The organism is Paenibacillus phocaeensis (assembly GCF_900021165.1).
GTDB lineage: Bacteria > Bacillota > Bacilli > Paenibacillales > Paenibacillaceae > Fontibacillus > Fontibacillus phocaensis.
Genome location: NZ_FCOQ01000023.1, coordinates 1 through 12,268 on the forward strand (window position 1 = coordinate 1; position 12,268 = coordinate 12,268).

General features: G+C 53.7%; 11 protein-coding genes. 1 reads left to right on the forward strand and 10 read right to left on the reverse strand.

Annotated features, from left to right (window positions below):
- From BN3795_RS16255 to BN3795_RS16300, 10 genes are all read right to left on the reverse strand, one after another.
- On the reverse strand, nucleotides 1–640 hold a 640-nt coding region (locus BN3795_RS16255; RefSeq protein ID WP_408635039.1), incomplete at its 3' end, for a FecCD family ABC transporter permease.
- A 243-nt stretch (nucleotides 641–883) separates the two neighbouring features.
- Nucleotides 884–2,362 carry an Lsa family ABC-F type ribosomal protection protein gene (locus tag BN3795_RS16260; RefSeq protein ID WP_068785748.1) on the reverse strand — a complete coding sequence of 493 codons (1,479 nt, stop codon included), beginning with the start codon at nucleotides 2,360–2,362 and terminating at the stop codon, nucleotides 884–886.
- A gap of 291 nt (nucleotides 2,363–2,653) precedes the next feature.
- Entirely contained in the window at nucleotides 2,654–3,295 is a 642-nt protein-coding gene (locus BN3795_RS16265) for an HAD family hydrolase (protein ID WP_068785749.1), read from the reverse strand.
- 30 nt (nucleotides 3,296–3,325) lie between these two features.
- Nucleotides 3,326–3,937 carry a DUF1349 domain-containing protein gene (locus BN3795_RS16270; RefSeq protein ID WP_068785750.1) on the reverse strand — a complete coding sequence of 204 codons (612 nt, stop codon included), beginning with the start codon at nucleotides 3,935–3,937 and terminating at the stop codon, nucleotides 3,326–3,328.
- Between the two features lie 75 nt (nucleotides 3,938–4,012).
- Nucleotides 4,013–4,798, reverse strand: coding sequence for an IucA/IucC family C-terminal-domain containing protein (locus tag BN3795_RS16275; RefSeq protein WP_110945212.1), 786 nt, complete (start codon nucleotides 4,796–4,798; stop codon nucleotides 4,013–4,015).
- A complete protein-coding gene (locus BN3795_RS16280; RefSeq protein ID WP_068785751.1) occupies nucleotides 4,764–5,588 on the reverse strand; it encodes an ABC transporter ATP-binding protein in 825 nt (274 codons plus the stop codon). The genes BN3795_RS16275 and BN3795_RS16280 overlap by 35 nt, the downstream gene beginning before the upstream one ends.
- 14 nt (nucleotides 5,589–5,602) lie before the next feature.
- A complete protein-coding gene (locus BN3795_RS16285) occupies nucleotides 5,603–6,646 on the reverse strand; it encodes a FecCD family ABC transporter permease (protein ID WP_068785752.1) in 1,044 nt (347 codons plus the stop codon).
- Nucleotides 6,643–7,656 (reverse strand): FecCD family ABC transporter permease, encoded by a 1,014-nt coding sequence (locus BN3795_RS16290; protein WP_068785753.1) that lies wholly within the window; start codon nucleotides 7,654–7,656, stop codon nucleotides 6,643–6,645. The genes BN3795_RS16285 and BN3795_RS16290 overlap by 4 nt, the downstream gene beginning before the upstream one ends.
- A 4-nt stretch (nucleotides 7,657–7,660) precedes the next feature.
- Nucleotides 7,661–8,686, reverse strand: coding sequence for an ABC transporter substrate-binding protein (locus BN3795_RS16295; RefSeq protein ID WP_068785754.1), 1,026 nt, complete (start codon nucleotides 8,684–8,686; stop codon nucleotides 7,661–7,663).
- Nucleotides 8,687–8,893: 207 nt separating this feature from the next.
- Nucleotides 8,894–11,293: a polyprenyl synthetase family protein gene (locus BN3795_RS16300; RefSeq protein ID WP_068785755.1), complete on the reverse strand. Its 2,400-nt coding sequence runs from the start codon at nucleotides 11,291–11,293 to the stop codon at nucleotides 8,894–8,896.
- A gap of 307 nt (nucleotides 11,294–11,600) precedes the next feature.
- Here BN3795_RS16300 and sleB point away from each other — a divergent pair, with 307 nt between their 5' ends.
- Nucleotides 11,601–12,221, forward strand: a complete 621-nt coding sequence (sleB, locus tag BN3795_RS16305; protein ID WP_068785791.1) for a spore cortex-lytic enzyme — start codon at nucleotides 11,601–11,603, stop codon at nucleotides 12,219–12,221.
- The last annotated feature ends 47 nt before the right edge of the window (nucleotides 12,222–12,268 follow it).

Below are 12,268 nucleotides of genomic sequence, written 5' to 3' on the forward strand. Positions count from 1 at the left end.
CCGCCAGCACCGGCGCTTTCTCCCAACTGGATGAAGCCAAACTGCCCATGGACCAAAAAGTAACGGTCTTAATGCCCTCCGCATTGTTGGCAAAATAGATGATCAGGCTCGAAAACGAGCCGCACAAAGCGCCGATGACAACCCCGGATAATACGAGCTTCACCGAAGTAGCCTTTCCGCCGATACTGGAGAGAACAAGCACGGCGAACGAAGTGATCATTGCGCCGACAAAGGCGCCAAAAGCTACGCCGAACTGGGACAATAAAGCGCCGCTTCCAAACCCGACCAAAATGGCAAAAGTGGCCCCTAGCGAAGCACCTGAAGAAATGCCGAGGATGTAGGGATCAGCGAGCGGATTTTGCACGACGGCCTGCATGACGGCCCCGCACAACGAAAGCCCCATGCCGATGAGGAGAGCGAAAATGACGCGAGGCATCCTGACTTGCAAAATAATATTCAAGTAGGATTCGCTTTCAACCTGGTCCAGCGCCCCCCATTGGCCGTTTGTCAATGCATGAATCATGATTTGCATGGCTTGTTTGAACGGAATATGCACCTGCCCGATCGAGACGGAATATACGGCAGACAGTAGAATTAGGCCGATCAAAAATAGAATCATGAGGTAATACAGGTTCCCCATTTTTTTATTGGCGTCTGTGGTATTCAGAAATTCACCCCCTTTTCTCATATGATAATGATATTCATTATCAATTAGGGAGTCAACCCAAATTATTCATGTGACTCTATCACAACGTGAAAAACGCGCGAATCAAGCTCTCAACTGGAGCTGACACTCGCGCGTTTTTTATACGTTTTTATAGTTTTTATAACCAGCCTTATCCTGTCTCTCACCGCTAGGAATCCCTGTAAATCGCCGGACAAATTACAATTGAATCACTTTCGTGGCGATGTTCTCGCAAAATTCCCGGTCATGCTCAACGAACAAAATCGTAGGCGCATACGCCAGCAGCAAATCTTCGATTTGCATGCGGGAGATTACGTCGATGAAATTCAGCGGTTCGTCCCATACGAGCAGATGTGCTTTTTCGCAAAGACTTTTGGCGATCAGCACCTTCTTCTTTTGGCCGCCGCTGTAATCCGCGATATCCTTCTCAAACTGCATTCTGGAAAAATCCAGCTTTCGCAAAATCGCCTTAAACAAGCTCTCGTCAAGGTCATGCGCGCCGGCAAAATCGGTCAAGTTCCCTTGCAGCCGCGAAGTGTCCTGGGACACATAGGAAACTTTCAATTGACTCCCCTTGCGGATCGTGCCTGTATGTGCGAGGTCCTCGCCGCAAATCAGCTTCAGAATGCTGGATTTGCCGGAGCCGTTTCGCCCGGTAAGCGCAATCCGGTCTCCTGCCTCAATCGTAAAGCTGATATCGCGGCAAGCCTGCTTCTCGCCATAATAAACCGAAACACGGTCAAGCTCCGCGAGCTGGGGTTTGTGGTAAGGCAATTGTGCGATTTTCAAACTTTCCGAGGTTTCGATATTTTTGAGGAGCTGCGATTTCTCCTCGATGGCCGCTTGCTGTCTTTGTTCGATCGATTTGGAACGCTGCATCATCTTAGCTGCTTTATGGCCGATGTAGCCCTTATCTACCTTTGAGCCGGAATTCCGCGTACCGTTTTTCGTCTTCTCCACTTCATGCGACCAGTTGCTCGTTCGCCTCGCCGCTTCCGTCAAGCGTTTGACGTCTTTCCGCAGCCTTTCGTTTTCGGCCAGCTCGTAGTTGTCCTGGCGCTTTTTATTTTCCCACCAAACGGAGAAGTTGCCCTTCTGAATCTCGATGTTCGTCTTATTGATGGACAGGACGTGGTCGACGCACCGGTCCAGAAAAGCTCGATCATGAGACACCAGGATAAACCCGCTTTTGCGGTTTAAATAATCGCCGACCAGTTCCCGCGCCTCCATGTCCAGATGGTTGGTAGGTTCGTCGATCAGCAGAAAGCGGTTTTCCTTCAGGAATAAAGCCGCCAGCATCACTTTCGTCTGCTCCCCGTTGGATAAGGTGTCGAAAGGCCGGTACAAGACATCGTCGGATACCTGCAGCAGGTTAAGCTCGCGCACCAGCTCCCACTGAGCGTAATCCGGAACGATCTCCTCCACGACATCCAGCGTGTTGTATGCTTGATGTTTAATCTCGAAAGGAAAATACTCGAAACCGACATCCGCGGAAATATGCCCGCCGTATTCGTATTTGCCCATCAGCAGATGAAGAAAAGTCGTCTTGCCCCGTCCGTTCCTCCCGGTAAACCCCAATTTCCAATCGGTATCGATATGGAAGCTGACGTTCTCGAAAATGTTGTCGTAAGTGCCGTCGTAGGCGAACGTCAGGTTCGTGACTTTAATTAATGACATAAAACCATCCTCCCGCAAAAAAAATTGAGCCGCAAGAAAGTTACTTTCTCGCAGCTCAATTCAAATACGGCAAATCCGACCCACGTGTCGTGTCGGTCAGATCCGAAATATTCCGCTGGAGTGAAAAGGATAAGTAACTTTCTTGCTTACGAAAGATAAAACATGCGAAAAATTTTCGCTTTTCCGTTTTAAGTTTCTTAGCAAGAAAAATCCATTATCCTTTTCAGCTCCCCTCGTATAAGTTACAGGAATCTTATCACATTTCGCGGAAGATATCAACAAACCGCATCGTTAAAGCTCCTTGACGTTGATAGCTTGGATCGATTTAACGGTGAAATCAGCTGCCGACAGATCTTGGTTTCCGGAGTTGGGATTCACGAAACCGATACATTGCATGCCCGCGCTTTTGGCTGCCGCCACCCCGTGTTTGGCATCTTCCAGGACGTAGCAATGCTCAGGCTCCACGTTCATCGCTCTCGCGGTTTCCAAGTATACGTCCGGAGCGGGTTTCCCTTGCGGGACCTCCTCCCCGCTTGTTATGCACGCGAATTCATGCAGCAGGCCGAATTTGCCCAACACCTTCTCAATAAAAGCTCGAGGGGAGGATGAGGCCAGACCGATCGGAATATTATTTTGACGAAGCTCCTGAATAAGCTCCCGAATCCCGGCAATCGGTTCCATCTCCGTTTCATCCAAATAGGCGAATTTTTTCGTTAATTGCAATTGAATCAATTCCTCAACCGAATGCGGCAATCGATATTCTTCCTTAATGAGTTTCCACATCTCCGGATTGGTCATTCCCACATATTGCTCCAGCTTTTCTTTACTGCAGGTGACGCCGATGGAATGTAACGTATAGAGATCCATTTCAAAATGCATCGGTTCGCTGTCAATGATGACGCCATCCATATCAAAAATAAAGGCTTTCAGCATGCGTTACTCCTTGTGTTGTATTTTTTCGCATTACATTTCTGGAGTCGGCGGGTCCGTATGAAGATCCTGATCCTGCTCGGCAAAAGCCCAGCGGGTGAACGTAACCTCCAGGCCGTCCCGAGTCGGCGAGCATGTGAAGGGACCAGCTTGATTCCCGGAAAGGTAAGGGAACCGGGCCACCCGGATCGTACGCCAAGCATGGCGCTTCGTGCGCGCCCGGATAATGACGGCATCCTTCATAAGGGAAGCGCGGAGGGTGACCTCTTCTCCCAGCCATTCGGGCACCGCCGTTAAGGACCAATCCGAATACCCGTCCGTGACTACGGCGGATAATTGGGGGATTCCGTCGTTGATTTCGATCCCTGCTTTGATCCACTGCCCCGGTCCGTGATATAGCAGGATGCCGGCTTGATCATACAACTCGGTGAACGTCGTCAGCAAAAAGGACGCCTCCACCGCTTTGTCCGTTGGCCAGTCGGTAAGCAGAGCCGCGCCGTCTTCAAATTCAAAACCGTAAAGCGTTTTCTTCCAGAAATCCTTGCCTTTTTCCGGAATGACCTTAAGCTGGCTCCCCTCCCGTCTGACCGACAACGGCGGGTTTAACCAGCTCCCGGTTTCCCAATCTAAAATGGAGTTGGACATCGAACAGCTCCTCCTTATGAAAATCCTCTCACGTATATATTCTGCTTATTTTTCCATATCCCTGCAAGGTAAAGCTTAGGATGTCCGCTTGGGGCATGTCGAACAATAGTCGGCCGGTTCATCCGACGTAATGTAATATAAGCAACAGGTTTTGCGCACTCTTAACGGTTTCTCATAACCGCTCCTGAGCACTTTGGGGCTGTCGAACTGCTTTAGCGGATTCCGCGATTCGCCGAATATTCGGGGCGGCGCGTCATGGAGCAGATAGCGATAATCCTCCTCCATCCGCCGCTTCTGCTCGGGATCGGCCCCTTCCGCAAATTTCTTCTCGTACAACCAGTAGACATAAATCGCCGTATTTTCCCATAACACCGCTTTGGAAATTTTAACCGTTTGGGAAACGGCGGTCCATACCCGCGACAAATTACCGGCAAACATCCGTTCGAGCACCTCGTCGCGCCACTCTTCGCGCTGCATGCCCGAGGGTTCGCTAACCTGCCAATCGTTGAGCCGCGCCTTGGGCAGCCAGGCTTCCCCCTGGTAGCTCGACTCGATCCAACCGTTCGCAAGCTCCAGGTTCAGCCCTTTGTTGAAGCGGAACATCGCGTATAAATTGGCGGCAATGACGAGGAAGGCGTACCGTTTGGCGAACAGCGATACGGCGGCTGTTTGCGAATCGGTCTTGAATATACCGCTTACCCCGCGAAAATAGTTCAAGCTCTGCTCCGGATCCAACAAATCGGCAAACGGAATGGAGAACGCCCGGTCGGCGGAGGGTTCCCGGGTTAGCCGGTAGTCGGCGGCCAATGCCTGAAATTGATCCGGCTCAAGCCAAGTGGCCGTAGTGTTGTTGTTCTTCATAAATGTTCCTGCCCCTCCCATGTGGAATGCATAATGGCGTGCCGAACATCGGGTCGACGGCAATCTCGCAATCCATTCGAAAGACGGTTTGGACCATCTCACGGGTGACGATATCTTCCGGCCGTCCCTGAGCGTAAATGGATCTGTCGTTGACGGCGACGATGTGATGGGCGTAACGGCAGGCCAGATTCAAATCGTGCAGGACCATTACGATCGTGCGATGCTCCTGCTCGTTCAATTCGAACAGCAGATCAAGGATCTCGATCTGGTGACTCATATCGAGATAGGTCGTTGGCTCATCGAGCAGCATCATCTCCGCGCCCTGGGCGAGTGTCATAGCAATCCAGGCGCGCTGGCGTTGCCCTCCCGACAACGCGTCCACCGGGCGGTCCGCCAGTTCCGTTAAACGCGTGGACTGAAGCGCAAATCGTACCCTACGTTCGTCTTCGCGCGACCATTGCTTCAGCCAGCTCTGGTGCGGATATCTTCCTTGTCTAACAAGTTGGCTTACCGTCAGGCCATCCGGTGCGGAAGGGCCCTGCGGCAAAATAGACATCCGCTTTGAGATTTCCTTGGTCGGCAGCTTGGCAATCTCTTCCCCGCTCAGCAGCACCGCGCCTGAGCGCGGTTTCTGCAAGCGCGCCATCGTCCGCAGCAGCGTGGACTTCCCGCAGCCGTTGCTGCCGATCAGGACCGTGATTTTCCCCTTCGGTATCGTCAAATTCAAGTTCTCGATCACGGGCTCCGCCCCATAAGTAATGGTGAGGTCTTGGGCTTCCAAAATGCTCACGGTTCTCCTCCTCTTCAATATTGGTTTCGGTTCTTGAACAGCAAGTATAAGAAGAAAGGCGCTCCGACTCCCGCCGTGAATACCCCGGCCGGAACATCCAGCGGCAGAAAAGCGGTTCGTCCGATCAAGTCGGCCCCCAGCACGATCAGAGCTCCGATCGGCGCCGATGCGAGGAGCAGCCTCCCGAACAAGGGGCCCACCAACCTTCTCGCGATGTGCGGCGCGATCAGACCGGCAAAGCCAAGCGTACCGGCGACGGATACCGCAAACCCGGCAAGCAGCACGCTGCACAGAAGAAGCCCGAGCCGTTGCCGCTGGACGGCGGCGCCAAGCCCGGTGGCCAGCTCGTCGCCGAACGCCTGCGCATTCAGGCTGCGTGCAAGCCACAGGGCCAGCGGCACGACAATCAGGATCACCGGAACCAGGGTGTATACATCGGTCCATGAAGCGCCGTACACGCTGCCCGTCAGCCAGATGTAGGCTTGCCCGGCGATGAAGAACGGACTCAGGATCAGCATGAACGTGGTGCCTGCTCCCGTAATGGCGGAGATGCCGATCCCGATCAGCACCAACCGAATCGGGGTCACCCCGGATTTCCAGGCCAGCGCATAAATGATGAACGAAGTCGCGAGGGCACCGGCGACCGCGAATACCGGCAGCAGCTTGATGCTGATCGCGCCGCCGAGCAGCGTGACGAAGCCAACCGCCGCTACCGCCGCGCCGCCGGTGATCCCGATGACATCCGGGGAGGCCAGCGGATTGCGGATGATCCCCTGCAGGATGGCGCCGGACATGCCCAGCGCCGCCCCGACAAGCAGAGACAACAGCACGCGCGGCAGCCGGAGCGTGAGCACGACGAAATCGTACTCCCCGGCGTTAAGTCCCAAAATCGTCCTGAGCACATCCAGCGGCGAGATCAGCTCGCTGCCCATGCTGGTTCCGACCACCGCAGCAATAATGACGAGGAGAACCAGCACGGCGATGGCCATCACCGCCTTACGCTCGATGTGAAAGGATACCGTTTCTTTCTTTGTGCGAACCACGAGCGTTTCCTTCATAACTTCGTCCCTCCCTTGCGGGCGATATAGACGAAGAACGGTCCGCCAATCAGGGCGGTCACGACCCCCAGCGGAAGTTCCTCCGGCAGGATGATCAATCGCGCGAACACATCGGACCCTAGCAGCAGCACCGCTCCCCCTAACAAAGAATAGGGAATGAGCCAGCGATAATCGTTCCCGACCAGAGCGCGCATGAGATGGGGAACAACAAGGCCAACGAGGCCAATGGATCCGGCGACAGCGACAGAACCTCCTGCAAGCAATACAATAACGGCTCCCATGAGCGTCTTGACCAGCAGAACATTCTGCCCCATGCCTTTGGCGATGTCATCGCCGGTTGTCAGCAGGTTGACCGCCCGCCCCATGAATAGAGCCACCAAGGCGGCTACCGCCATATACGGCAACACCGGATACAACATTTCCAGCGTCCTTCCGCTGACGGAGCCGGCCAGCCAGAACAGGACATCTTGCAACCCGGTCCCGTTGAGCACGAGCATCCCTTGCGTGAATGACGTAAACAACGCGGTGATCGCCGTACCGGCTAGAACGATTTTGATCGGGGATAAGCCCTCCCGTCCGACCGAACCCAGCGCATATACGATCCCCGCGGCGATCGCCGCCCCGGCAAAACCAAACCACATCATGGTGGTTAAGGAGGACACGGACAGCAGCACAATCGCCAGCACGATGAAAAAAATCGCTCCGGCATTGATCCCGAACACGCTCGGAGAGGCCAGCGAATTGCGGGTCAAGGCTTGCATGAGCGCACCCGCCACCGCAAGCCCGGCACCAACGACGGCGGCGATGACTGTCCGGGGCAGCCGCTCGGTATGAAGCACGATATGTTCGACGGACTCCTCGTCATAATGCCGGAAGGCCTCCACCGCCGTGGGCAACGTAATTTCCGTACGTCCCCATATCATGCTGGCGGTACACGCGGCGGCAAGTAAGATAAACAGCGCCGCGAGTCCCGCTATTTTCGATTTCTCTTGTACAAAAAGCGGAAACATGTCCTCACTCTTTCAACTCGAAATATTCGTACAGGTCATCGAGCACCATATGAGCGGTTTTGTAGCCGCCGGCACTGTTCCATGCCACTTCATCCACCTGAACCAGCTTGCCGTTTTTGACTGCGTCCAGGTTGGTCCAGAGCTTGCTCTTGGTCCATTCTTCGTAATTTTTCTGAATGGCCGCGGTATCGGTGCCGGAATTAAAGTTGAAGATCATGTCGGCGTTCATGTCCGGAATGCTCTCTTTGGAAGCCAGTTGAACGCCCCAGGTTTCCTCATCATCATGTCCGGGAGGTCTCGTAAATCCAAGATCCTTGAGAATTCTCCCCGCATAACCCATATAGAAAATCCGCACCTGATCGGCCCTGAAATTGGTAATCGTCGCTTCGATCGGCAAGCGGTCGCCCATTTTCTGCTTGAAGTCGGCTACTCTCGACTCCCAATCGGCGAGCAGTTGGTCGGATTTGTCTTGGACGTTCATTGCCTCTCCCGCCTTCGCCAGCGTTTCCTTCCAGTCATAAAGCGTTTCCGTCACGACCGTTGGGGCGATTTGCGACAGCTGCTCATAAATATCTTCATGCCGCGACTTCGTGGCTAAGATCAGATCGGGCTGAAGCTTATGTATTTCTTCCAGATTCGGCTGCGTCTCCTGGCCAATGACCGGAACCCCTTCCAGATCGGCCCGCAGATACTCATATACGGGCTGCTGAACCCAGGACTCCACGACGCCGACCGGTTTCATGCCAAGCGATACGACCACATCGGTCGCTCCTTGGAACAAGGTTACCACTTTCAGCGGCGTGCCTTTGATCTCGGTTTCTCCCATCGCATGCTTCACGATCCGGGTTTCTTCCCCGGTGCTGACCAATGCCCCTCCGCCTGCCGCCTGGTTTGTATCGGCAGGCGAGCCGGCTTGGCTGCCGATATGGGACGTCCCTCCCGACGTTCCCCCGGCTCCACAGCCGGTTAATCCTGCAATGAGCAGAAGAAGTGCGGTATAACCCAGAAACCTGTTTCTGAATTTAAACATGGTGATTCGTCTCCCCCTTCATCCTAATTGATATTGATTCTCACTATCAATTAGGATTGTAATTGAGAGCGTGGCAGAGATCAAGACTTATTTAAAATTTTATTTGTTCGCGAGGGCTTTCGGATCGATACCGCTGGCCATGAAGAAGCGCCCTCTCCGCTTGGAGAAGGGCGCTATAAAATAAAAGCTCGGCTAATGAAGAGTTCGTCAATGATTCCGGTCGATCATGGAATTCAGCAAATGCTTCAGAAATACAGGAGGTCGCGGGAGCTCCAAGAGCGCTTCCATCGCGAGGCAATAATGCTCCCACATCGCTTGGCTTGCGGCGTTAGGCCCCAGCACCGTTACATAGGTTGAGCTGGCATTCTCGGCGTCCTTCCCCGCAGGTTTCCCCAGTAAACTCGGATCTCCTTCCTCATCCAGCAGATCGTCTTTGATTTGGAAAGCAATGCCCGTGTGGTAGGCGATTTTCTTCAGAATGGCGATTTCCGTCTCCGGAACCCGAGCTAAAATTGCCGGCGCCACCAAGCAGGCTTCGAACGCAATCCCCGTTTTGTAGAAACAAACCTGATCCAGCTCCTCTCTCGACAGCACCTTCCCTTTGGCGTTCAAATCCATCGCTTGCCCTATGCAAATCTCCGCGGCTTTCCGGGATAAGTATTGCAGAAGTGCAAGCACAGAGGAACTGTCGAACGCCTGCAAAGAAGCTTGTTCCAGGGTCGCCTTCTGGATCAGGAAGATGCCGGTCAGCTCGGCGATGGCGCTGCCATGCAACTCGTGTAATGTCGGCCGGCCCCGCCGGGTTGCGGCGTTGTCCTGCGAAGGCAGATCGTCAAAGATCAAGGAAGCCGTATGCATGTATTCCAGAGCCCGGAACAACGGCGACAGCGCATTCTGATCCAGTCCGTACACCTGCACACCCATCACCCAGGCGAGAATCGGTCGAAGCCGCTTCCCGCTTCCTTCCAGGCTGTAATTCGCGGCATCGACCAGCAGGGGGTTCTCCTTGATCGGTGGCATTGCCGCAGTGGAGATCGGCAACAACGTATTCATGTACCTGCGGGCATTTTGGACCAGCTGAATGAATTCTTCTTTCTCTTGCCGATTCGTTCTCATCTTCGCCAGCATCTGATCCCTCAGCCATTTATCATAGAAATCCACGTCCACTGCTCGAAGGACCAGCAGTTGGATCAGCTCCTCCAGCGCGGGAGAGCCCAACGAAAAGATCGTCATCACTTCATGAAACCGCTCCGCACCTACTCTTCTGCGATTTCGTTTCAGTCCATTGATGGCGCGCGTTAAAATGAGTTCACGAGTTTGGGGCTCCGAGCGGTAGACGTGGTGGATCAAATGGGAAACGACCGCCCAATATAATTCAAACGGGTTGATGAGATCCGGCCGTTCGTGCCGGTAGGTCAAATAATACGTGTAGGGTGTAACCGCCCCTGCCTCGCGATCGGCATCCATGTCCGCGAAATCGTCGGCCAACTGATTGTAGAGGCCGTAATAGAAAACGCGCTGGTCGACCTCCTCATCCTGCGGGGCGGAGATCACAGAACGTACCATAAGTCGTGAAGATGCAGATTTCAAGATGATGGGCAGGTATAACTCCTCATTGGAATAATGCCCATGATCCAAGGTTTTTTGGCGGTCGGCATCCTGAGATTCAAAGAAGAGATACGATTGCTCGAAAAAGAGATCCTGCGTTTCCGGATTCTGATAACCACGAATAAATTCATACGCTTCCCGGAGCTCGGCTTGGATAAATCGGACCCGCTCCGGATGGCGGCCGCTCCACTCCCCCATGTCGGGTACGATGCCCGTTCGGACCGTCATGCGGATCATACGTATATATTGTTCCTGCTCTTCGGCATTTAATACGCCGGAATCCAGGAGGTCATCAATATAAGGATAGGTGAGTCCGTAATAATACCCGATCTTCATTGCCTCTCCCAGTCGGCGGGATCGTTCCGTGGAGTTTGTCTCCCCGTCCATCTCATCGAGGACGTGCATGACAACGCCGAGGATCACTTTGATGAGCTTCCGCTCCGCTTCTTCGGCATCCATTTCCGGAGGGAGATGAGACCGGGCGCGCTTAAGCCGTCCCATGACCCAAATCGCCGCTTCTTCCACCCCCTCGCGCTGAGCCCACCGATAAACGGAAGCCGGACTTATCATCACTTCAGATGCTAAGGCTCCGTTAGGCGTGCCCGCCGGTTGATCCATCCAACGTTTGATCTCCGCCACCAAGTGCTGAATCTTCATGCGGGTCCGCGGATCGGACAAATCTTGGCCCAAATCCCGGAGATACATGTAGGACACACTTCGCTCCAGATAATCCTCCAGCTTCCCTGTTCGAGCCAGCCATGCCAGATACGGCGAACCCTCGGAGGCATCGGGCGGCTTGGCGCCGCGGCGCCATAACGAATGCAGCGAGCGGCGCGGAAGGTGCTTGCTTCTCCACTCCGTCAAATCCTCGAACAGCGCGGACACGTAGCTCTTCGAACGGATTTGATCCTGCAATGCAGCCAAATAGAGCCCTGCTTTGCTTTCCGCTTGCCGATACCACCTGTCCCCTAGTTCAGTAGTTTCCTTCAATATCGTCATATCCCCGCATCCCTCGGCTTTTTATTTTCCCATGTATGGGACCTGTTCCGCTCCCAATGTCATTATCCTTTATCATAATATAAAATACCACGGTACAAAAACGGCGATGGTCTGTAGTTAAACTGGACCAAAGTCCAGGAAGGCCGGGAGGCAGCGTCTGAACTTCTTCTTCATTTTTTCCAAACTCTAGGTCTGCTTCTGTCAACTGACAAAAGTTGTGGGTTGTCCCGCTCCAAGGTCTCCCCTACAATGTTGTAGGGAAAGGAGGTCACCCGAAATGAACAAATTCCGAGGATTCCTTCTACTCATGGTGATCGCGCTGGGGACCGGCCTGTTTGGCGGAGCAACTCAGACTGAAGCCGCCTCCGAGACGCTCAAGCTGGGCTCTGCGAACGGCGATGTCTGGGATCTGCAATACCGGCTGAAGGCACTGGACATCTTCAACACACAACTTACCGGTTATTACGGCACGGTTACGCAGCAATCCGTACGTACGTTTCAATCGCGTTACGGTCTTCAAGTCGATGGAGCGGCAGGAGCTCAGACCTGGGCAGCGCTTAAGAAATATTCGCTAAATCAAAGCGAAATGGATCTGTTAGCCCGAGTGATCTATAGTGAAGCCCGGGGCGAACCCTATACGGGACAGGTGGCGGTTGGTGCAGTCGTCATGAACCGGATTCAATCGTCCTCATTTCCTGATACGATCAACGGTGTTGTATTCCAGGACGGCGCTTTCACAGCGGTCGATGACGGACAAATCTGGCTCACGCCGGACAGCACGGCCTACCAAGCCGCGTTGGATGCAGTCCGAGGCTGGGATCCCTCGTATGGATCGCTCTACTACTTTAATCCGAAGACGGCTACCAGCAAGTGGATTTGGTCGCGGCCGCAGAAGCTTCAGATCGGAAACCATATTTTTGCCGAATAAGAATGACTTTTACCTCATCGTTGTAAGGTTCTCAGGATCATGCGTTT

Coding starts and splice junctions, on each gene's coding strand:
- BN3795_RS16260 (WP_068785748.1), bottom strand. CDS start 2,362: ATGTCATTAATTAAAGTCACGAACCTGACGTTCGCCTACGACGGCACT.
- BN3795_RS16265 (WP_068785749.1), bottom strand. CDS start 3,295: ATGCTGAAAGCCTTTATTTTTGATATGGATGGCGTCATCATTGACAGC.
- BN3795_RS16270 (WP_068785750.1), bottom strand. CDS start 3,937: ATGTCCAACTCCATTTTAGATTGGGAAACCGGGAGCTGGTTAAACCCG.
- BN3795_RS16275 (WP_110945212.1), bottom strand. CDS start 4,798: ATGAAGAACAACAACACTACGGCCACTTGGCTTGAGCCGGATCAATTT.
- BN3795_RS16285 (WP_068785752.1), bottom strand. CDS start 6,646: ATGAAGGAAACGCTCGTGGTTCGCACAAAGAAAGAAACGGTATCCTTT.
- BN3795_RS16290 (WP_068785753.1), bottom strand. CDS start 7,656: ATGTTTCCGCTTTTTGTACAAGAGAAATCGAAAATAGCGGGACTCGCG.
- BN3795_RS16295 (WP_068785754.1), bottom strand. CDS start 8,686: ATGTTTAAATTCAGAAACAGGTTTCTGGGTTATACCGCACTTCTTCTG.
- BN3795_RS16300 (WP_068785755.1), bottom strand. CDS start 11,293: ATGACGATATTGAAGGAAACTACTGAACTAGGGGACAGGTGGTATCGG.
- sleB (WP_068785791.1), top strand. CDS start 11,601: ATGGTGATCGCGCTGGGGACCGGCCTGTTTGGCGGAGCAACTCAGACT.